Source organism: Candidatus Accumulibacter contiguus, from assembly GCF_036625285.1.
In the GTDB taxonomy this organism is placed as follows: Bacteria; Pseudomonadota; Gammaproteobacteria; order Burkholderiales; family Rhodocyclaceae; genus Accumulibacter; species Accumulibacter contiguus.
This window is the reverse complement of sequence record NZ_JAZKUC010000001.1, coordinates 1585691-1606161: the sequence shown is the minus strand read 5'-3', so window position 1 is coordinate 1606161 and position 20471 is coordinate 1585691. Positions and strand designations below refer to the sequence as shown.

At 61.1% G+C, this 20471-nt stretch carries 17 protein-coding genes and 1 pseudogene; 7 read left to right on the top strand and 11 right to left on the bottom strand.

Annotated features, from left to right (window positions below; translation table 11 throughout):
• Nucleotides 1–161: 161 nt before the first annotated feature.
• The 3 genes and pseudogenes from V5B59_RS07775 to V5B59_RS07765 all read left to right on the top strand — a co-directional run.
• The gene (locus tag V5B59_RS07775; RefSeq protein WP_034914363.1) at nt 162–389 is read left to right on the top strand and encodes an AbrB/MazE/SpoVT family DNA-binding domain-containing protein; all 228 of its coding nucleotides are present in this window, start codon (nt 162–164) and stop codon (nt 387–389) included.
• A complete protein-coding gene (locus V5B59_RS07770) occupies nt 389–604 on the top strand; it encodes a type II toxin-antitoxin system VapC family toxin (protein WP_169070504.1) in 216 nt (71 codons plus the stop codon). Before V5B59_RS07775 ends, V5B59_RS07770 begins: the two co-directional genes overlap by 1 nt.
• A gap of 96 nt (nt 605–700) precedes the next feature.
• Nucleotides 701–916: pseudogene (locus V5B59_RS07765) on the top strand (type II toxin-antitoxin system VapC family toxin); the annotation flags it as partial.
• 359 nt (nt 917–1275) lie between these two features.
• Here the strand turns inward: V5B59_RS07765 and V5B59_RS07760 are convergent.
• A complete protein-coding gene (locus V5B59_RS07760) occupies nt 1276–2130 on the bottom strand; it encodes a transposase (RefSeq protein WP_169070503.1) in 855 nt (284 codons plus the stop codon).
• Nucleotides 2131–2667: 537 nt separating this feature from the next.
• On the opposite strand from V5B59_RS07760, the gene ltrA reads away from it, so the two are divergent.
• Nucleotides 2668–4005: a group II intron reverse transcriptase/maturase gene (gene ltrA / locus V5B59_RS07755; RefSeq protein ID WP_332351545.1), complete on the top strand. Its 1338-nt coding sequence runs from the start codon at nt 2668–2670 to the stop codon at nt 4003–4005.
• A gap of 186 nt (nt 4006–4191) precedes the next feature.
• Here ltrA and V5B59_RS07750 read toward each other — a convergent pair whose 3' ends face one another.
• From V5B59_RS07750 to V5B59_RS07715, 8 genes are all read right to left on the bottom strand, one after another.
• On the bottom strand, nt 4192–4839 hold the full coding sequence (locus tag V5B59_RS07750) for a hypothetical protein (RefSeq protein WP_034919265.1): 648 nt from the start codon (nt 4837–4839) through the stop codon (nt 4192–4194).
• Between the two features lie 75 nt (nt 4840–4914).
• Entirely contained in the window at nt 4915–5388 is a 474-nt protein-coding gene (locus V5B59_RS07745; RefSeq protein WP_034919268.1) for a hypothetical protein, read from the bottom strand.
• A 106-nt stretch (nt 5389–5494) separates the two neighbouring features.
• Nucleotides 5495–6286 (bottom strand): hypothetical protein, encoded by a 792-nt coding sequence (locus tag V5B59_RS07740; protein WP_169070502.1) that lies wholly within the window; start codon nt 6284–6286, stop codon nt 5495–5497.
• A gap of 133 nt (nt 6287–6419) precedes the next feature.
• Complete coding sequence (locus V5B59_RS07735; protein ID WP_332351750.1) at nt 6420–7484, bottom strand: ATP-dependent nuclease; 1065 nt, start codon at nt 7482–7484, stop codon at nt 6420–6422.
• Nucleotides 7485–7639: 155 nt separating this feature from the next.
• Nucleotides 7640–7882 (bottom strand): hypothetical protein, encoded by a 243-nt coding sequence (locus V5B59_RS07730; RefSeq protein ID WP_169070501.1) that lies wholly within the window; start codon nt 7880–7882, stop codon nt 7640–7642.
• 706 nt (nt 7883–8588) lie between these two features.
• On the bottom strand, nt 8589–11720 hold the full coding sequence (locus V5B59_RS07725) for an efflux RND transporter permease subunit (protein ID WP_169070500.1): 3132 nt from the start codon (nt 11718–11720) through the stop codon (nt 8589–8591).
• 24 nt (nt 11721–11744) lie between these two features.
• The gene (locus tag V5B59_RS07720; protein WP_169070499.1) at nt 11745–13181 is read right to left on the bottom strand and encodes an efflux RND transporter periplasmic adaptor subunit; all 1437 of its coding nucleotides are present in this window, start codon (nt 13179–13181) and stop codon (nt 11745–11747) included.
• On the bottom strand, nt 13178–14407 hold the full coding sequence (locus tag V5B59_RS07715) for a TolC family protein (RefSeq protein ID WP_308240118.1): 1230 nt from the start codon (nt 14405–14407) through the stop codon (nt 13178–13180). The genes V5B59_RS07720 and V5B59_RS07715 overlap by 4 nt, the downstream gene beginning before the upstream one ends.
• Before the next feature lie 301 nt (nt 14408–14708).
• Here V5B59_RS07715 and V5B59_RS07710 point away from each other — a divergent pair, with 301 nt between their 5' ends.
• The 3 genes from V5B59_RS07710 to katG all read left to right on the top strand — a co-directional run bounded on the left by V5B59_RS07710 (nt 14709) and on the right by katG (nt 19117).
• Nucleotides 14709–15386, top strand: coding sequence for a heavy metal response regulator transcription factor (locus V5B59_RS07710; protein ID WP_034916791.1), 678 nt, complete (start codon nt 14709–14711; stop codon nt 15384–15386).
• Nucleotides 15383–16777 carry a heavy metal sensor histidine kinase gene (locus V5B59_RS07705; protein WP_034916793.1) on the top strand — a complete coding sequence of 465 codons (1395 nt, stop codon included), beginning with the start codon at nt 15383–15385 and terminating at the stop codon, nt 16775–16777. Before V5B59_RS07710 ends, V5B59_RS07705 begins: the two co-directional genes overlap by 4 nt.
• 144 nt (nt 16778–16921) lie before the next feature.
• On the top strand, nt 16922–19117 hold the full coding sequence (katG, locus tag V5B59_RS07700) for a catalase/peroxidase HPI (protein WP_034916795.1): 2196 nt from the start codon (nt 16922–16924) through the stop codon (nt 19115–19117).
• Between the two features lie 156 nt (nt 19118–19273).
• Here katG and V5B59_RS07695 read toward each other — a convergent pair whose 3' ends face one another.
• Complete coding sequence (locus V5B59_RS07695; protein ID WP_034916799.1) at nt 19274–19984, bottom strand: UPF0149 family protein; 711 nt, start codon at nt 19982–19984, stop codon at nt 19274–19276.
• Between the two features lie 4 nt (nt 19985–19988).
• A complete protein-coding gene (queF, locus tag V5B59_RS07690) occupies nt 19989–20408 on the bottom strand; it encodes a preQ(1) synthase (protein WP_034916797.1) in 420 nt (139 codons plus the stop codon).
• Nucleotides 20409–20471 lie beyond the last annotated feature (63 nt).

Genomic DNA, 20471 nt, shown 5'->3' with positions numbered 1-20471 from the left:
GAAGGATTGCGCAGCCTGCGGCCAGCGCCGCCGCGACGATGAGCGAATCCCAGTGGCCGGCGCGATCGGGCTGCGAATGCTCCGGCGGTAGACGTTCCACGACGCGGTCGCCGACGTAATGCCGTGCTATTCTTACTGCTTACAGCAAGAAGGGGAAAACTATGCGCATCACCAGCAAGGGTCAGGTGACCATTCCCGTTGAAATTCGCAAACAGGCCGGGCTGATGCCGAATACGGATGTGGAGTTCGAGTTCAAGGACGGTGTTGTCCGGCTCATGCCCAAGGGAGGAACACGCGGCCAGCAACTCGTTGAGCGCCTGCGTGGCGCTTTCAAGGGCTGCGGCATGACCACCGATGAAATCATGCGCGAAACCCGGGGTGAGGACTGATGCGAAGTTATCTCATCGACACCAACGTCATCATCGATGCCGCGGACCCGGACTCCCAATGGTACGCCTGGTCGGCTGCCCAGCTCATCTCCGCCTCGAACGATGGCGCGGTGTTCATCAACCCCATCATCTACGCGGAGTTGGCCGGCTATGCCGATTCGGAGTCGCAGATGGCCTCGATCCTCTCCGACGGGTCTTCCCCCGTAGCTGTTTAAGTGCTTGAAAACATTAGTACCGTTACATGCCTACAAATGAGCTAAGTGCTTGAAATTATTAGAGCGAGGGGGGAAGATCCGTCCGATATGCTGCTGGAGCGCGCTGACCTTCCCTGGGAGGCGGCATTCCGCGCTGGGCGAGCTTTTGTCGCCTACCGCCGTGCAGGCGGGACCAAAACCGCCCCGATGCCTGACTTTTACATTGGCGCCCACGCCCAAGTTGCCGGGCTGACCTTGCTCACCCGGGATGCCCGCCGTTATCGCAGCTACTTTCCCGAGCTACGCTTGATCGCCCCCGACTCGATGCCGTAGTGGAAATCAAAGGGGCAGGCGTGTTTTGTCTGCTGATCCCTTTGGCGCCGAAAGACAACAAGAGGCCCACTTCTTTACCTGATTTTCGCTGGATAAAGCGAACGTGGCCCCTTATTTCTTGCTACGGCACCCTATTCGAGCCTGGCCCCTTTAACCTCGCGGATCGCCGATCCGGCGCCTTCTGCACGAGATGCCGCTGGCGAGTCCGCCGCAGCGGGATCGATTCGTCGACCTGGCGCTGCGCCTTGGCATACACCTGATCTGAAGCCGGCGTCGGCTGGCGATCGCCTGTGGGCGGTTCGGCGGGACGACGGTTTGACGCTTTCCGTGCGAACACCAACGGAGAAGCCGGTCGAGCCCTACCCTGTCACTCTTTGTTGCAGTTCGTATTTGCGCACGGCGCGGCTGACGGTCATGTAGTGCACCGCGAAATGTCGGCCGATTTCCGCCATCGTATAGGCACCGGACTGGTAGGCCAGAGCCATGGCGAGATCTCGCTCGGGGTAGCGCATCGCGTACTCATCGAGCGGTAAAGCCACTGCGCGCCTATGAGCCTTCGAGACCTCGCGCAATTGCTCCGGAATACCTTTCTGGCAATGCCGTTCCACGAAAGCGCGATCGCCCAGCACCAACTGCTGGCAGGCTTCGAGAACGGGACTCGGCAAACCCCTGCCAGCCAGCAGAAACTCCACATAAGAGCGGCGAGCCTCGTCGCGCTCCGGAGCAAACTGCCGTAGCAGCCAGTCCACATCCAGCCATGGTGGCGGAGTTTCCCGGCCGACAACGAACGGAAAGCTGCTCCAGGGCCAATCATCAAGCGAAACGATCATCCCGGCGCGCAACGGATTCAGGACCACATAACGAGTCAGTTCCAGCAGGTAGACTTCCTTCTGCACCAGGATCGCCTTGTAGCGCCCCTGAAAGAGGTGCCCAACCAGGCCGTGGCGGCGGTTGAAACGCTGCGTGTAGAGGCCGTTCAAATGCCGCATCCCGAGCGACAAATTGCCATCCGGCGTCTCCAGCAGCAGGTGATAGTGATTGGTCATCTGACAGAAGGCGTGCACGACCCAGTTGAAGCGCGCGCAAACAACGCCCAGCACATCCAGCCAGTCGATGCGGTCCGCATCGTTTAGGAAAATCTCTTCCCTTCGATCCCCGCGCGACGTGACATGATAAACGGCCCCAGAGAATTCGAGCCTTAGCGGTCTAGCCATACGCCAAGCGTAGCATCTTTTCGTCTTGTGTTGTAATGTTAGACCTGACCGTTCGCAGTAACAGCAGCAAGTCTAGCGGGTTTAAGTCCCGTCTGGGGAGTTGTCCGTACGCCCCGGTAGCATGAGGAAGCGGCGCCGTGGCGACACGGGGTCGTGAGTTTCCAACAGCAAGAGAGCAGGCCGTAACGCAAGTGAACCTATGAGTAGCCTCGTAAATTATGTGGAGGAGCCGACCCTGTGGTCAGAAGGGGAAGGCCGTTGGATGGGCGCTGGAATAACGGAAGTGGCGTCAATCGACTCCCGGGGTAGCAGGGATGGCATGTTCTTGAAGACTTACTGCCCAGTGCTGGAGGCCCGTCTGCGGAGGTGGGGAGACCACCGACTGCTGCGTATAAGGCAACGAAAGCGCAGCGGCTGCAGGCGGGAGTCGGAGGGGTTCATAGTACCGTCTGAGTTCGTGGGACAACATAACCCCGGACGAGGGAAGGGACCCTACTTTGTTCGTGCAACCGAAGAGCGGAGGATCGAGGGATTGCCATGTCGCTAACCACCCCGGACACGATCAGGACGCTACAGAGGAAGCTGTATGCCAAGGCCAAGCAAGAACCAGCCTATCGCTTTTACGCGCTTTACGACAAGCTCTACCGGGAAGACATCCTCAGTCATGCCTGGCGGCTTGTCCGGTCGAACCGAGGCAGTCCCGGTATGGATGGGATCAGCTTCGAGGCCATCGAGAGCGGAATCGGGGTAGAGACGTTTCTGCGGGACCTGGCCCGTGATCTGAAAGACAAGACCTACCGCGCCCAGCCGGTAAGGCGCGTCATGATTCCCAAAGCGGATGGCAGTCAGCGCCCGCTTGGGATACCGACGCTCCGCGATCGGGTCGCACAAATGGCGGTGAAACTCATCATCGAACCGATCTTTGAAGCCGACTTCTGTGAGCACTCGTACGGATTCCGGCCCAGGAGGTCGGCCCACGATGCCGTGGATGACATCGCCCACACGTTATGGGCCGGCTACACTCAAGTCATAGACGCCGATCTATCAAAGTACTTCGATAGCATTCCGCATGCCAAGCTACTGGCCGTGGTGGCCGAGCGTGTTGTCGATGGGGGGATTCTGCACCTCATCAAGCAATGGCTCAAAGCCCCGGTCATCGGCGAAGACGACAACGGAGTGAAGAAGACCGTAGGTGGTGGAAAAGCCAATCGCAAAGGCACGCCGCAGGGCGGCGTGATCTCCCCGCTCTTGGCCAACTGCTACCTGCATATTCTCGACCGAATATGGCAACGGCAGCACCTGAAGGGCAAGCTATCCGCACATCTCGTGCGTTACGCGGACGACTTTGTCATCCTGTGCCGAAAAGAGGTAGAGGAACCGCTGAAAGTGGTGCGTCATGTCCTGGACCGTCTGGACCTCAGCCTCAACGAGACGAAGACCCACATCGTGGACGCCACCCAAGCAAGCTTCAACTTCCTGGGTTTCACGATTCAGATGAGTCGAGGGGCCAAGACTGGAAAACCGTACCCGAATGTCCGGCCAGCAGACAAATCGCTGAAGAAAATCAAGGCGAGGCTGACGGAACTCACGGGCCGGAAACTGACCCCCATCCCCTTGAGAGATATCGTGGGAAACGTCAACCGCAGCCTGCGAGGCTGGGCAAACTACTTCCACTATCGAAACTCAAGTCTGGCGATGAGCAAAGTCAGATACCACGCGGAAGACCGGTTGCGAACCCATTTGATGAAGCGTCATCAGGTGAAGGACCGAGGAACTGGTTTCCGCCGGTTTCCAAGTGCTCATCTCTACGGGCGCTACGGGCTATACAAAGTTCCTACGAAGGCGGGCTGGAACTCGGCGCATGCCGTGGCGTGAAGAGCATCGGAAAGCCGTGTGCGGGAAAATCGCATGCACGGTTTGATGAGGGAGGGCAGGCGAAAGCCTGTCCTCTACTCTACCCGGCCTTGTGACCCCGGCCTTGGTGACCCGCCCCCATATACCCACTGCGTGATTAGGCGTTGCAGCATCTGGTTTCCTTGACGGCTAACGTGAATTATGCATCTACGGACCACCGAAGAGCTTTCCGCCGAGCGCGAATGCGCCCGCAACGATCGCCGATAGAGCCACAAGGACGCTCCACAACTGGACTGGCTTTAGACCGCCGACTAGCTCGGCAACTGTGAGATCCGCGGGCATCTTTGAAGTGGAAGTCTTCTTGGGCGCCTCGATCATCTTCTTCTTCCAACTCGCCAACACACCGTTGAATTCGTTGGTACTTAGAGCGGCGGCTTCTGGCTTCACCCATTGCACGTACCAGTCATAACCACGCTCGAGTAGACCCTCGCTCTTGAGGCCTGCTTCGACAACAACCATCAATGGGAGACCGCGGGCGTAGGTCATGGCTGCCTCAACCTGATTCCACGGAGTGGGCAGCTTGACGTCGGCCAGAGCGATCTCCTTGGGGCCACCACGCTTCTCCGTCCCGGAAGCAAAGTATGAGCGTTCCAGGGCGATCACGATGGTGCCTGAGCACCGGTCCAGCAACTCGGTCACCGTCTTCAACGGGGCGTCGGCACTAAAGGCATTTCGGCCAACCGTGTGCGGGATGAGGCCCTCGCTCCGGAGTCGATCCTCCACAGCGCGGACGAACGCCTCCTGCTGTTCTGTCGCAGTACCGCCGACGCTGACGAAAACGTTGAGCTCATTCATCGGTCGATGCTCCACGGCTCAGATGCATAACGTTTGAGTTAAGTGGCGCCGTCAGGCGTCCGCTTGAACGAAGAGTTAGACGCGCGGCACAAGGATAGAGGCGATGGCCAACAGGAGACCAGCCCAAAAGGAAGTGTGTTCAATGTAAGCCCAGGTCGTTCCAGAGAAATGTATTGCTTTGGCGTTCCAGGGTCCGATCTGCGTTTCGAGGAAGTCCTTGCTGCTTCCTCCTGCAAATTGGGTAATGCTGCTGACGATGACACCACCTGCAAAGCCGGCGAGCAAGAAGCAGAGTACAGCCAAGCCGACCAAGTGGTGCTCGGTCTTGAGGAACTCGAAGGGCTGGCCTCTGTGGTCTACCACCTTCACGGAGGCAACTGTGATGTACGAAGCGGTGAGCGTTAGATACACACCAATGTGGAACTTCGTATAGTCATAGAGCATTTCCAGGCTCTTGGCACGGGCCGTCAGCGCAGCGCTGAACCGCGCCATTGCCTGCGCGTCGCGCTCCGCTTCTTCAGGTGATTTTTGGCTTTGGACGTCGGGCATGGTTGGTTCCTTGTATTGCGCGTCTAACGTGTAGCTTCAGGGACCGACGCCCAGCGAAGCGCCGCTGGGCGTCGGTCCCCTGCAAGCGCGGGTTAGGCGCTGAACCTTAAATCTTCTTGTTGATGACAAAAGTAAGTTGGTTTCCATCCGGCTTGTTCAGATTGAACCAGGACGTTGTTGGCGAAGGCGTAAGGACGATGGACTCTATGCTCGGGCATGCAGATGTGACCCGAACTGGCTTGAAGAAAAACTCTGACGTGGTAAGCATGTTGTCATTGACATAACTTAGCTTTAGCGTCGCCTGGCATTTTTGCTTCTCAATGGCGAGTGACGCGTATACGTCGGCACCTTCTTGTGGTTCGACGACAACCGAGAGGATTGGCCCGTGCGGGATCTTGCCTCGCCATAACCCAGCAAGGTTTTCAAAACCGACACACGTCTGCCATTGCGGTGCGCACGATCTGCTCCTCGAAGGTACTCTCGGCTGCGGCAAGGGACCCGGAGGTTCTGCTCTCGGTGAAGGAATCAGCTTGCTGTTCAAGTCCTTGAATATTGTGATTCGGCAATCCTGACTCATTCTGACGGCATGCAATAGATCCTTCTGCAGTACATTTTCATACTCAAAAGTCTGATACTTTGCTGCGCCTCCAATGCCTGCATCGGCCAGCTTCTTCAATAGCTTGCTTAGCTCCGCCTTGGCCTGGCCAGAAAGCTCGACAGTTGCGCTACTGCCTGTAAGTGGAATCTTCGCGCACATACGCTCAGCGAAATCCGCAATGGCGTCAAGGCCTTTCGTTTGCGCTTCGATACTTATCTGCGCATTGGCGAGCTGCGGGACTATTGCAGCTAGAAAGGCTGAGCCCCAACGCGTTAGGTGGAACACAATAGGTGATTTCATGATTACCCATACCAACTAATGTGGAAATAGATCTCTTTCGGCATGCGTTCGAGGTGCGCATGTATCGACGCGTAACGTTTGAAATCACCGGCGCTGCGCGGCTTCATTGCGCAGCGTCCGGTGGATTGATGGGTTAGCCGGCATCTGCGGTTGCGGTAATTGCTTCGGCGAGGTTCTTGCGTTTCTCGGGGTCGAGACACGACCTGCACCATTCATTGGCAAGCACTTCCCATACGCTGACCGAACTTTTCAGAATCTGGTCCCCTACCTTCGCATTCCACTTATGGTGGTCCGGCTCAAGCATCGCATCTTCTAACGCTGTAAGCAGTGTCCCAGCACCTATGCCGAAGCGCTGCGATAGGTTTGGCCAACCCTTCGCTTTCAGTTCGGCATAAACCATGCGCTCCGGTGCGAGCGTACCTGGCAACGATAAACAATTTGCGTCGACATGATCGCCATCGACTATGGCCGCCGAGCGATACGGTAGCTTTCCGGTCTTCCCTAAGGCACCAAGCATAGCCACAACATTAGCTGGGCCAACGGGATTAATTGCGACGCGGTGTAATAGCTTTCCCGTTTCTTCGGTAGAGGCAAGTATTTCGCGTAGTAGAACTTCAGCCTCGCGATCTTCAACGAAGAGATGAACTTCTGGGTGAACCTCATCGTCAAGGCGGCTCATTGCAAACTCAGCCGACACACCATACACAACGCTTAGCCCCTGCGGGCCTGGCAGAAGCAGTATTCGAGCTTCCTGCGGCAACTCCTGCAGGACGTATGGGCTATGCGTGGATAGCACAACCTGGATGCGGCGCTGACGGGCGAGCCATAGAAGAAACCGAACAAGCCGCCTTTGGGCTCTCGGATGCAGCGAAGCTTCAACTTCGTCGATGAGTAGTAGCGAGTTTTCAGGTATCCCTTGCAGCGTACGAAAAAGATCCAATGTTGCGTCTTCTCCCGCGCCTTGATGAAACTGTGACAGTTCGCCCCACTCACGCTCGAGAAGCCCTATCTGTCGGTTCTTATCCACGTCGGAGGTCGCGAACCGGGCCTTCTTGTAATTACGGCCTAGTACGTGCGATAACCTCTCCCGAAAGGCGTCATTGATTTCCGCGCTTTCAATCTCGGCCGCAGCCAAGCGAGCAATCTTGGCGTAGCCGACTGATGCGTCAAGAGGAAGCGTCCTAGCAATATCTAACAAGAAAACATCACGCTTCGGACCGTTCTCTGGAACTCGCCATCGTTGTGTTGGCTTCGTAGTCCGGAAGCTATCGACGTTTGGCCCGCGCCTTGGTGCGGGCTAACGTGAAGTGGACATCCTACTTGTCTTTTCTTATTGCCCGATCGGTGATTTCTTCAACCCGCGATTTCCAGCCGTCTTTCAATCCGGTCAATTCGCGCCTTGATCTGATCGATACTTGACTGTTGCCGGATGATTTCCTCGTAGTTGTGCGCGCTATCGCGTCGGCCAGCGGCAGTGCTCGCTTCCAGGCTGGTAAGCCGGGCGGCGACCTCCCGCAACTCGCTTTCGATGCGGTCCTGTCCACCCCGCAAGGCGCGCAAGTGCTCAAGAACCAGATTGTCAACGTTGTCGCTCATGGTCAAGCCTCCTTGCAAAGGATAGAAAATCCAACGGCACCCTCAAGAGTGTATGAGCCTCCATCAAGGGGTGTCAATCTCGAATTTCGCCCCAGTGGCCCTTTAAAAGTTATCCGAATCCCGCCCCACTCAGTGCCATGGGCCATCCGCCCAAAGCCGCGGGGTCACAAAGCCGCGGGGTCACGCACAAGCCGCGGGGTCATGTCTTGAAATCATGCATCCATGCCCAACCATTCGTTCCAGGCGAGCGGCCGCAAGAAGCCGCGGCCGTCGCCTGAGCGTTGACGTTGAACTAAAGCGCTGCGCGCTGGTGTAGGCACTCCACCGCCCTTGTCTTATTCGCAGTCGCTCCCCCAACGCCTCGTAATTTCCTTCACGCCAGAACGTCCGTCAACGCAACCCGGACCCCCGGCACCCACAGCGGTGCTACTTTTTCGGAGATCGTGGGCTTGTGCATTCGGCGGTATTGCCCGTCGATGGGTTCGCGATAGACCGCCAGTTTGAGGTTCGCTCCGTTCGTCAAGGACGATGGGGTTCTGCCCCCGCACCATATAACCGGCGGAAGGGCCGCTGCCGAGACACTCGGCAAATCGGTCGACGAGAAATGCCTGCCTGCTGCCTGTCGGCGTCAGCCACGGTAGCCACCGGCATGGCCGGTCTGGTGAACGCCAGGGGTGGCGCGGCATTGCCGTGCCAGGAAGCCGAACTACTCGATCTCGCGCCGCAGCCGCCATTCCTGGACCAGCGCATAGATCGCCGGAATCACCGCCAGCGTCAGCACGGTCGACGAAATCATCCCCCCGACCATCGGCGCGGCGATGCGGCTCATCACCTCGGAACCGGTGCCGGTGCCCCACAGGATCGGCAGCAGGCCGGCCATGATCGCGACGACGGTCATCATCTTCGGCCGCACCCGCTCGACGGCGCCTTCCATCACCGCTGCGTAGAGGTCGGCGACCCCCGGTTCCCGCCCGGCGGCGCGGCAGCTCTCCTTGACCGCTTGCCAGGCATGGTCGAGATAGATCAGCATCACCACGCCTGTCTCCGCCGCGACGCCGGCCAGCGCGATGAAGCCGACGGCAACCGCGACCGACAGGTGATAATCTAGCCCCCACATCAGCCAGACGCCGCCGACCAGCGCGAACGGCACCGACAGCAGGACGATCAGCGTTTCGGTCAGGCGCCTGAAGTTGAGGTAGAGCAACAGGAAGATCAGCAGCAGCGTCAGCGGGATGACGATCTTCATCTTCTCGATGGCGCGCTCCATGTACTCGAACTGGCCGCTCCAGGTAATGTAGGTGCCGGGCGGGAACTTGACCTGTTCCGCCACCGCTTTCTTGGCGTCGGCGACGTAACCGCCGATGTCGCGGTCGCGGATGTCGACGAAGATATACGCCGAGAGGAGGGCGTTCTCGGTGCGGATGGCCGGGGCGCCTTTCGTCACCTCGACGCGGGCTACCTGGCCGAGCGGCACCATGGCGCCGTCCATCGTCGGCACCAGCACGGCACGCGCGATCTGCTGCGGATCGGAACGCAGTTCGCGCGGGTAGCGAACGCTGACGCCGAAGCGTTCGCGCCCCTCGACGGTGGTGGTCACCATCTCGCCGCCGAGCGCCGTGCCGATGACCTCCTGCAGGTCGCCGATCGCCAGACCATAGCGCGCCAGTTGCTGCCGGTCGGGTTCGATGTTGAGGTAGAAGCCGCCGGTGATGCGCTCGGCAAAGGCGCTGGTCGTACCGGGCACGGCTTTGACGACCGTCTCGATGGCCTTGGCGAGCTTTTCCATCTCGTCGAGATCCTTGCCGAAGACCTTGATGCCGATCGGCGTGCGAATGCCGGTGGAGAGCATGTCGATGCGCGCCTTGATCGGCATCGTCCAGGCGTTGGCGACGCCGGGGAACTGCAGGGCCCGGTCGAGTTCGGCGATCAGCTGGTCGGTGGTCATGCCGGCGCGCCATTCGGATTCCGGCTTGAGGTTGATCACCGTCTCGAACATCTCGGTCGGCGCCGGGTCGGTTGCCGTGTTGGCGCGCCCGGCCTTGCCGAAGACCGACTCGACCTCGGGGAAGCTCTGGATGATCTTGTTCTGGGTCTGCAGCAGCTCGGCCGCCTTGGTGATCGACATTCCCGGCAGCGAAGTCGGCATGTAGAACAGCGTGCCTTCGTTGAGCGTCGGCATGAACTCGGAACCGAGCCTGGAAGCCGGGTAGATCGAAATGCCGAGGACCAGCAGCGCGGCCAGGATGGTCAGCTTCTTCCAGCGCATGACGCCGGCGATGATCGGCCGGTAGCCCCAGATCAGCGCGCGGTTCACCGGATTTCTCGCTTCCGGCAGGATGCGGCCGCGGATCAGCCCCAGCATCAGCACCGGCACCAGCGTCACCGACAGGATCGCCGCGCCGGCCATGGCAAAGGTCTTGGTGAAGGCGAGCGGCGAGAACAGCCGCCCCTCCTGGCCCTCCAGGCTGAAGACCGGCAGGAAGGAAACGGTGATGATCAGCAGCGAGAAGAACAGCGCCGGTCCCACTTCCTGGCACGCCAGCAGCATGGCGGCAGCGCGATCCTGTCGGGAATGCTGCGCTGGCAGCCGCTCCAGGTGCTTGTGGGCGTTCTCGATCATGACGATGGCGGCATCGATCATCGCCCCGATGGCGATGGCGATGCCGCCGAGGCTCATCAGATGGGAGTTCATGCCGAGCAGGCGCATGGCGATGAAGGCGATGAGCACGCCGACCGGCAGCATCAGGATCGCCACCAGCGCGCTGCGCACATGCAGCAGGAAAACGATGCAGACCAGCGCAACGATCAGCGATTCCTCGATCAGCGTTCTCTTGAGGGTGGCGATGGCGCGGTGGATGAGTTCGGAGCGGTCGTAGACGGTTTGTACCGTCACCCCTTCGGGCAGGCCGGAGCCGAGTTCGGCGATCCTGGTTTTCAGGTTGTGGATCACTTCGAGGGCATTCTGGCCGTAGCGCGCCATGGCGATGCCGGAGACCACCTCGCCTTCGCCATTGAGTTCGGTCAGGCCGCGCCGCTCGTCGGGCGCCAGTTCGACACGCGCGATGTCGCGGATCAGTACCGGCGTCCCCTGGTCGCTCTTGACCACCAGCGCTTCGAGGTCGCCGATGCCGCGCAGGTAGCCCTTGCCGCGCACCATGTACTCGGTTTCGGCCATTTCGACGACGCGGCCGCCGACGTCGCGGTTGGAATCGCGGATGACCTGCACGACCTTCCGCAGCGGCACACCGTAAGCGCGCAGCTTGACCGGATCGACCGTCACCTGGTAGGTCTGAACGAAACCGCCGATCGATGCGACTTCGGCGACGCCATGCGCCTTGCTGAGCTGGTAGCGCAGATACCAGTCCTGGATGCTGCGCAACTCGGCGAGGCTCCTGTCTTTGCCGAGCAGCGCGTACTGATAGACCCAGCCGACGCCGGTCGCGTCCGGGCCGATCTGCGGCGTCACCCCCCTGGGCATGCGGCTGGACGCGAAGTTGAGATATTCGAGCACGCGTGAGCGCGCCCAGTAGATGTCGGTACCGTCCTCGAAGATGAGGTACACGAAGGACGCGCCGAAGAACGAGAAGCCGCGCACGACCTTCGCTTTCGGCACCGACAGCATCGCCGTGGTCAGCGGATAGGTGACCTGGTCTTCGACCACCTGTGGCGCCTGGCCGGGGTATTCGGTGTATACGATGACCTGCACGTCCGAGAGGTCGGGCAGTGCGTCGAGCGGCGTCCTGAGGATGGCGACGATGCCGCCGACGATGACGAACAGGGTGGCCAGCAGGACCAGGAAACGGTTCCTGCTCGACCAGTCGATGAGTTTGGCCAGCATGGCGAAGGGCTCCGTGGGTTGCCGTCAGTGGCCGGCGTGCGCCGCGTGCGGATTGGCCTGCGCCGCGGTTCCGGTGCTGGCCTCGGGCCTGCTTGCCGAATCGACCTGGCCTTCCGCCCGGTGTCCCGTGCTTGCCGGGGCCGTCCTGGCGGTGGTTTCGCCGGCCGGGGGCTGCGCCTGGGCGAAACCGCCGACAGCCGCCTTGAGGTTGCTTTCGGCGTCGATCAGGAAGTTGGCGGCGACCACCACCTGCTCGCCAGCGCGCACCCCTTCGCGTACCTCGACCTGGTCATCGCTGCGGGCCCCGAGCTTCACTTCGCGCGGCTCGAAGCGACCCTCAGCGAGCTGCACCAGAACGATCTGGCGCGTGCCGCTGTCGATCACCGCCGAGACCGGCACGGTCAGCACCTGGCCCCTGGCGGCCATCGCCAGCTCGACCTGGGCGAACATGCCGGGTTTGAGCAGCATTCCCGGATTGCTCAGTTCGACGCGGACCGGAACGCTGCGGGTTTCCGCCTTGAGCGTCGGATAGATGTAGCGGATGGTCCCCTCGAAAACCTGCTCCGGGTAGGCGTTGACCTTGATCCTGGCCGGCGCACCGGCTTTTACCATCCCGATGTCCTGCTCGAAGACGTCGGCGATCACCCAGACCGTAGACAGATCGGCCACCTGATAGAGCGTTTCACCCGGCATGAAACGCATGCCCTGCACGGCCTTCTTCTCGGTCACGACGCCGGCAACCGGCGAGCGGAAGCTGAGCGTGCGCCGGGAGTCTCCGGAACTGGCCAGGGCCTTGAGCTGCTCGTCGGAGATGTCCCAGTTTTTCAGGCGCGTGAGGCTCGCCGCAGCCAGTTGCTGCATGCTGCTGCGGGCTTCGCTGCCGGCCGGGTGCAGCGATTCCGCCGCATGCGTGGCGAGCACGTATTCGCGTTGGGCAGAGACCAGTTCCGGGCTGTAGACTTCAAACAGCACCTGGCCCTTGCCGACCATCTGACCGGTCACATTGACCTGCAGGCGCTCGACGTAGCCCTCGAACTTGGGGGCGATCGCATACTGGCGGCGTTCGTCGGGCTCGATGCGACCGACCGCACGAACGATCCGGTCGAGCGAGCGCAGGCGGACGGTCTCGGTTCTGACGCCGAGCTTCTGAACCTTTTCGGTGCTGATCCTGAGCTGCTTCGCTGCGCCCGCCCCCTCGTCGGCTTCGTCCGCATAGACCGGAACGTAGTCCATTCCCATGGAGTCTTTCTTCGGTGTCGGCGAGGTGTCGGGCAGGCCCATGGGGTTGCGGTAATAGAGAACCCTGCGCTCTTTCGCCGCCGGCCCGCCGGCAGTGGCGGCAGTCTGGTGAGTTGCTTCCGGATGGCCGGGGGTATTCCGCTTGCCGGCCCAATAGCCCGCGGCGGCTGCCAGCGCGGCGACCGCCAAAGCTCCGGCTGCAATGCGCGCGCCCTGCTTCATAGATCTTCTCCCAGGAGACGTTCAATTTCCGCCAGGCGGGCCTGTCCTTCGGCCTGCGCCCTGATCTGGTCCTGTCTGGCCTGCCGAATCTGCCGCTGCGCATCGAGCAGCATCGCGAAATCGAGCTTGCCGTTCTCGTAGCCGGCGAGCGCGGCCCTGAAGGTCAGCTCGGCCTCGGGCAGCAGGTCATTGCTGGCCAGGGCTTCGCTGCGGCGCGCACCGTCGATGGCGGCCAGATTCTCCGCCAGATCGGCAAGCACCTGGTTGGTGCTCGCTTCCCGGCGCGCGCGCGCCGCCGACAGCATCGCCTCCGATTCGCGTTCCTGTGCGCGTCGCGAGGATTGCTGCAGCGGAATGTTCATTTCGACCATCACATCCCATTCCCGGATCGCACTCTGATACTGGATCGGCCCGGCGCTGATGGTGAAATCCGGGTAACGGTTTTTGTAGGTGAGTTCCCGGTTTTTTTCCGCTGCCTGGAGTTTGCCGGCTTCGGCCGCCAGCAGCGGGTTACGGAGGCGGACACGTTCTTCGAGTGTGGCGTAATCGAGCCGCGCCGGTGGCGGCAGCGGGCGCAGCTTTTCCGGTGCTGCCAGCGGTGCCGTTGCGGGCCGGGCGAGCAAGGCGTTCAGGCGCGTGCGCAGGTGGTGCTGCTCGGTTTCCAGGGCCACCAGTTCGCTGCGCAGCCTCGTCTGCTCGACCTGCGCACGAATGAGGTCCTGCAGGGTCGCCAGACCGTTTGTGTAGCGTGTCTGGAGGATTTTTTCGAGGCGCCGCATCAGGTCGAGGATTTCCTGCGTCAGGCGCTCATTGCGCTGGACGTAGTACCATTGGGCGTAGGTCGTCTTGATTCTGGCGGCGATTTCCGACCAGGTTCCGAAGGCGCGTCCTCTGGCACTCGCTGCTTCGAATTCCGCCACCTCGCGTTTCAGATCGCGTTTGCCGAACCAGGGAAGATCCTGCGACAGCAGGTACTTCGTGCTGCCGACACGGCTCGGGGAGAGCGTCGGGTTCTGCTCACCGGAGTGGGTGATGTCCCGCAATTCCATCCTGAACTTCGGGTCGGGCAGGGCGCCTGCCGGTGTCACCCGTTCCGCCGCCGCGTCCGCTTCCGCCTGCATGGCAGCGTATTCGGGATTGCGAACTTTGGCGAATTCGAGCAGGCTCTCGACCGTTCCGCCGATGGCGACCTCCTGCGACAGGGCAGGTGTTGCCAGACTCAGCATCAAGCAGCAGGCGAATGTCTTCGTGGGCTTGCCTCCTCGCATACCGCCTCCCAATGCTTGAATGGTTCCTGTCGATGATGCCGTGTCCATCGGATGATCACGATCGTCATTGCACCGGTCGCAGCTTGTCCCTCCAGTGGGCTCTTGGCAAATACCCCGCTTGCGAGGCGCGTGGCGCAGTATGGGGAAGCCTTCCCAACGGGACGCTGACGCGAAGATTACATTTCGGTAATGTCCGGCGAAAGTCTGATCATACGGCACAAAATGCGCCATTGGCAGGAATGGGCAATGGAGAACGGCGATGAAAATCCTGGTCGTGGAAGACGAACCGAAAACAGGGACTTACCTCAAACAGGGATTGCTCGAGGCGGGTTTCGTGGCTGATCTGGTGAGCAACGGGCTGGACGGCCTGCACTTCGCTTTGACCGAAGCCTACGACCTGGTGATTCTCGATGTCATGCTGCCGGGAATCGACGGCTGGCAAATCCTGCAGGGCATCCGCAGGGCGGGCAAGGACATGCCGGTCCTATTCCTGAGCGCCCGCGACGCGGTGGATGATCGGGTCAAGGGACTGGAACTTGGCGCAGACGACTATCTGGTCAAGCCGTTTGCCTTTTCCGAGCTGCTCGCCCGCGTCCGCACGCTGTTGCGCCGAGGCAGCAAGGTCCGGGAATCCGGGTTCTTGCGCGCGGCGGATCTGGAACTCGATCTGCGGCGACGACGCGTCACCCGATCGGGCCGGCGAATCGATCTGACCGCCAAGGAGTTTGCCTTGCTGGAATTGCTTCTGCGGCGGCAGGGCGAAGTCTTGCCCCGTTCGCTGATCGCCTCGCAAGTCTGGGACATGAACTTCGACAGCGACACCAATGTGATCGAGGTGGCGATCAAGCGCCTGCGGCTCAAGGTGGACGAGGGATTCGATGACAAACTGATCCGCACGGTGCGCGGCATGGGCTACGTACTGGAGAGCGGCGAGTGAAGCCAGTCCGGCGGCAATCGATCAGCTTTCGGCTGACCCTGCTGTTCGCGTCGGCGTCCACCCTGGTCTTGCTGCTACTCGGCGTTCTCATCACCAACTCGGTCGAACGACATTTCGAAGAACTGGACATGGAGATACTGACCGGGAAGTTGCAACTGGCTCGGCACGCCCTCGAGAAAGTTCGCTCCACGGCCGATCTCGAAGTCATGCCGCAGCACCTCGAGGATTCCCTGGTCGGCCACCCTGGGCTCGCCATGGTGGTCGTCGCGCCAGACGGCCAAACGCTGTTCGCCATGGCTGGCGCCGAGTTCCCGGGTACTCTTCTGGAGCGGGGCGTCGAGCCCGCTTCCCGGCATCCGGTTCATTGGAAGACTCGCGACCAGCAGTCTTTTCGCGGCATCTCCGGTCTTGCCCGGACGAGCATCGAGGGCGCGCCGCCGGCACTCGTGGCCGTGGCGACAGAGATCTCGCACCATGAGCACTTCATGAGCGACTTCAGGACCACCCTGTGGTCGTTCATGGTGCTGGCCGCCTTGTCGATCGGGCTCCTCGGCTGGGTCGCGGTGCGCAGAGGGCTGGCGCCCTTGCAGGCGATCAAGCGCGAGGCGGCGGCGATCACCGCGCAGCGGCTGAATGCCCGCTTGCCGGTCGATTCCGTTCCGGTCGAACTGGTTGCACTGGCCCAGACATTGAACGAAATGCTGGCACGCCTGGAGGAGTCCTTCCGGCGCCTCTCGGATTTTTCTTCCTACCTGGCGCACGAACTGCGGACACCGGTCAGCAATCTGTTGACCCAGACCCAGGTCATGCTTTCCAGAACCCGGACCCCCGAACAATACCAGGAGGTTCTGGCTTCTAATGCCGAGGAACTCGAACGCCTGTCGCGAATGATTTCGGACATGCTCTTTCTGGCCAAGGCCGAAAACCAGCTGATCATTCCGCACCGGGAACGCGTCGATCTGCGCGCGGAAGTGAACGGGCTGTTCGAATTCTACGAGGCGTTCGCCGAGGAGAAGAAGGTTTCCCTATCCTGCTCGGGCAGCGCCGTCGTTTCTGGCGATCGGCTGATGTTGCGCCGGGCCATCAACAATCTTCTCTCGAACGCGATGCGGCATACGCCGACCGGAGGAGGGATGGCCGTGCGTCTGGAGCAAACTGGCGAAAACTGGGTACGGCTGTCTGTCGAGAATACCGGCGAGACGATTGCTGCCGAGCACTTGCCGCGACTGTTCGAACCTTTCTACCGTGCGGATTCCTCCCGGCAACGCTTCAGCGACGGCGCCGGGCTGGGCCTGGCGATTACCCGTTCCATCCTGCGTGCCCACGGGGGCAGTGTCGACACACGCTCCAGCAGCGGCGTGACGGTGTTTCAGCTGAACATCCCCGCTTGAACATCATTCGAAGACTTGACGCAAAGGTTGCCTGGATGCCATTGAATTTCGCTATGGATCCGATTGCCAGAATTTCGTTGATTGAGGGAGGCCCAAACTGTAGTCTGGTGATGGTAGTTTTACCAACAGCCCAAGGAGAGAAGCATGTCCAACGAAGCAAAGTGCCCGTTCTCGGGCGCAGCCCACAAACACACCGTGGCCGGGGCGCCAACGAACGCCGACTGGTGGCCCAAGCAGTTGAACCTGAAGATCCTGCACCAGCATTCCGCCAAGTCCGACCCCATGGGCGAGGTGTTCAACTACGCCAAGGAGTTCAAGAGCCTTGACCTGGATGCCGTGATCCAGGATCTCCATACCCTGATGACCGATTCGCAGGATTGGTGGCCTGCGGACTATGGCCATTACGGACCCCTCTTCATCCGCATGGCCTGGCATTCCGCGGGCACGTACCGGATTGCTGATGGTCGCGGTGGCGCCGGCGCCGGCGCACAGCGATTTGCGCCCATCAACAGTTGGCCGGACAACTGCAACCTCGACAAGGCGCGCCGCCTGCTGTGGCCGATCAAGCAGAAATACGGCCGCAAAATCTCCTGGGCAGACCTGATGATCCTGGCCGGCAACGTCGCGCTGGAGTCGATGGGCTTCAAGACCTTTGGATTCGCCGGTGGCCGCGCGGACATTTGGGAACCGCAGGAAGACATCTACTGGGGGCCGGAAGGCAAGTGGCTGGCGGACGAGCGCTACAGCGGCGACCGTGAACTCGACAATCCGCTCGGCGCCGTGCAGATGGGTCTGATCTATGTGAATCCGGAAGGCCCGAATGGAAATCCGGACCCGATCGCATCGGCGCGGGACATTCGCGAAACCTTCGCCCGCATGGCCATGAACGACGAGGAGACCGTGGCGCTCGTCGCCGGCGGCCACACCTTCGGCAAGTGCCACGGCGCCGGCGATCCGAGCCACGTCGGTCCCGAGCCCGAGGGTGCCCCCATCGAGGAGCAGGGCCTCGGCTGGAAGAACAGCTTTGGCAGCGGCCAGGGTGTCCACACCATCACCAGCGGCCTGGAAGGTGCCTGGACCAACAACCCCATCCAGTGGGACAACGGCTACTTCGAGAACCTGTTCGGCTATGAGTGGGCGCTGACGAAGAGCCCCGCCGGTGCCCAGCAGTGGACGCCGAAGGAGGCTGCCGCGCAGGGTACCGTGCCCGACGCCCATGACCCGAGCAGGCGCCACGCACCGATGATGTCCACGGCCGATATGGCCCTGCGCATGGACCCGGCCTATGAGAAAATCGCACGGCACTTCAAGGACAACCCGCAGGCCCTGGCCGACGCGTTTGCCCGCGCCTGGTTCAAGCTGACGCACCGCGACATGGGCCCGTTCGCCCGTTACCTGGGCCCGCTCGTGCCGCAGGAGGCGCTGATCTGGCAGGATCCGATCCCTGCGCTTGATCATGCCCTGATTGATGAGCAGGACATCGCTGCCCTGAAGGCCAGGGTTCTCGCGTCCGGTCTTTCGATTTCCCAGCTGGTCACCACTGCCTGGGCTTCGGCAGCCACCTTCCGCGGCAGCGACAAGCGCGGTGGCGCCAATGGGGCGCGTATCCGCCTCGCGCCGCAGAAGGATTGGGAAGTCAACCAGCCAGCCGAACTGGCGAAAGTACTGACAAAGCTGGAAGCAATTCAGCAGGAGTTCAACGCCTTGCAGTCCGGCAGCAAGAAAATCTCGCTGGCCGACCTGATCGTTCTGGGCGGCTGCGCAGCCGTCGAGGCGGCTGCCAGGAAGGCCGGCCATGACGTACAGGTTCCCTTCTCGCCAGGACGCATGGACGCGTCGCAGGCACAGACCGATGTGGACTCCTTCGCCGTGCTGGAGCCGATGGCAGACGGTTTCCGCAACTACTGTCGTCAGGGGCTTGAGGCATCACAGGCCGAACTGCTGGTGGACAAGGCGCAATTGCTGACGCTGACCGCCCCCGAGATGACCGTGCTGATCGGTGGCATGCGCGTTCTCAATGCGAATGTCGGGCAGGCCAGGCATGGCGTGTTCACCAAGCGTCCGGAGACACTGACCAATGACTTCTTCGTGAACCTGCTCGACATGAACACGCAGTGGCAGAAGTCCGGCACCTCTGAAGGCGTACTGAATGGGCAGGACCGGACGACAGGTGATCTCAAGTGGACAGGCAGCGTCGTCGATCTCGTCTTCGGCTCGAACTCCCAGCTCCGCGCCCTCGCGGAAGTCTATGCGTGCAGTGACGCGCAGACGGCATTCGTGCATGCTTTCGTGGCGGCCTGGAACAAGGTGATGAACCTGGATCGCTTCGACCTGAAGTGATCTGGAAGACAGATCCTGAAAATCCTCGACAGCGCAGCCTCGACCTGGTTTCAGGTGGTCCCGAAGCAGGCAGGGGCTACGCGAATCTTGCGTGGCCAAGAGGTACGGCTGGGAGATTGCGGCGGAACGCCCCGCCGGGGCTTGCGCCCTACCGCATTACGCCGTTCCGCAACATCTCTTGTATTTCATGCCACTGCCACAAGGGCAGGGCTCATTGCGACCGATTCTGGCCTGCTCGTGGCGAAAGGTTCTGACACTGCGCTGCGCGACCCAGAAACGATAGATGTTGGTCACCGCCTGCGGCAGCTTTTCTTCACATTCGTTTCGCATATGATCGAGATCCCTGCCCGACAGCCATTCCTCGCCGGCCGCAGCGGCGGCCGCAGCGGCGTCGCCTGTGAGCATGAACAGCGGGAAGAGTTGCTCGTCAAGGTAGGCGATCTCATCGCTGTCTTCCTTGTCGTCGTTTGCACCAAGCGCTTCGAACCAGCCTGCAGGCGCCGAATCGATGCCGTGCAGATAGGCCTGGCACCAGGGTACGTAGTCGCTGGGAGAATTTTCGTCTTCGTCCTGGGCATACAGCAGCAGCATGGGTGGTTCGCCACTGGCCAGTTCGGCCTGCAACTGGGTGGCGAGCAGGCGCAGCAAGTCGGCAGCTTCGCCTCCGGCGGCGCTGGCGATCGCCTCCGCATTGCCCAGCGCTTCGCTCAGCCACAGCGCCTCGGGGGTCGCCTGGGGGCCCGATAGCGCCGCGCAGAGATAGCCCTGTACCTCGTCGAGGCGCATCGACTGGGCGAGCGCAGGCTCTTCGAGCAGTTGCTCGAGGCGCAGGAGTTGCTGGTCGGTGAGTGCTGTCTGGATGGTCATGATCTCAGCCACGGGTGTTGGATTGGCTGGAGAAGTCGGCGAGTTGCACCGTCGGCGCTGGCGTCCAGCCCGCCTGACGGCGATCGGCGACCACCGTGGTAAACACGCCGCCGCGCACGTAGAAGCGTGCCGTCAGTCGCATGTAGCGCGGTTGCGTGGCGTTTGCCAGGTCGTCCAGGATGCGGTTGGTGACATCCTCGTGAAAGCAGCCGGTGTTGCGGAAAGACCAGATGTAGAGTTTCAGGCTCTTGAGTTCGACACAGGTCTGGTCCGGAATGTAATCGAGAAGCAGGGTCGCGAAATCTGGCTGGCCGGTTTTCGGGCACAGGCAGGTGAATTCGGGGATTTCCATATGAATATGGAAATCCCGCTGCGGCGCCGGATTGGGGAAGGTTTCGAGGGTGTTGGCGGAGACTGGGTTCATTGTCTTTCCGAGTGGTATCCAGCGAGAAACGAATCGGGCAGGCAGGATGCTATTATAAGCGTT

Excerpts from the sequence above, each read along its gene's own strand:
- V5B59_RS07745 (WP_034919268.1), bottom strand. The coding sequence starts at position 5,388 with ATGCCCGACGTCCAAAGCCAAAAATCACCTGAAGAAGCGGAGCGCGAC.
- V5B59_RS07770 (WP_169070504.1), top strand. The coding sequence starts at position 389 with ATGCGAAGTTATCTCATCGACACCAACGTCATCATCGATGCCGCGGAC.
- queF (WP_034916797.1), bottom strand. The coding sequence starts at position 20,408 with ATGAACCCAGTCTCCGCCAACACCCTCGAAACCTTCCCCAATCCGGCG.
- V5B59_RS07750 (WP_034919265.1), bottom strand. The coding sequence starts at position 4,839 with ATGAATGAGCTCAACGTTTTCGTCAGCGTCGGCGGTACTGCGACAGAA.
- V5B59_RS07695 (WP_034916799.1), bottom strand. The coding sequence starts at position 19,984 with ATGACCATCCAGACAGCACTCACCGACCAGCAACTCCTGCGCCTCGAG.
- katG (WP_034916795.1), top strand. The coding sequence starts at position 16,922 with ATGTCCAACGAAGCAAAGTGCCCGTTCTCGGGCGCAGCCCACAAACAC.
- ltrA (WP_332351545.1), top strand. The coding sequence starts at position 2,668 with ATGTCGCTAACCACCCCGGACACGATCAGGACGCTACAGAGGAAGCTG.
- V5B59_RS07710 (WP_034916791.1), top strand. The coding sequence starts at position 14,709 with ATGAAAATCCTGGTCGTGGAAGACGAACCGAAAACAGGGACTTACCTC.
- V5B59_RS07715 (WP_308240118.1), bottom strand. The coding sequence starts at position 14,407 with ATGCTGAGTCTGGCAACACCTGCCCTGTCGCAGGAGGTCGCCATCGGC.
- V5B59_RS07720 (WP_169070499.1), bottom strand. The coding sequence starts at position 13,181 with ATGAAGCAGGGCGCGCGCATTGCAGCCGGAGCTTTGGCGGTCGCCGCG.
- V5B59_RS07725 (WP_169070500.1), bottom strand. The coding sequence starts at position 11,720 with ATGCTGGCCAAACTCATCGACTGGTCGAGCAGGAACCGTTTCCTGGTC.
- V5B59_RS07740 (WP_169070502.1), bottom strand. The coding sequence starts at position 6,286 with ATGAAATCACCTATTGTGTTCCACCTAACGCGTTGGGGCTCAGCCTTT.
- V5B59_RS07730 (WP_169070501.1), bottom strand. The coding sequence starts at position 7,882 with ATGAGCGACAACGTTGACAATCTGGTTCTTGAGCACTTGCGCGCCTTG.
- V5B59_RS07775 (WP_034914363.1), top strand. The coding sequence starts at position 162 with ATGCGCATCACCAGCAAGGGTCAGGTGACCATTCCCGTTGAAATTCGC.
- V5B59_RS07760 (WP_169070503.1), bottom strand. The coding sequence starts at position 2,130 with ATGGCTAGACCGCTAAGGCTCGAATTCTCTGGGGCCGTTTATCATGTC.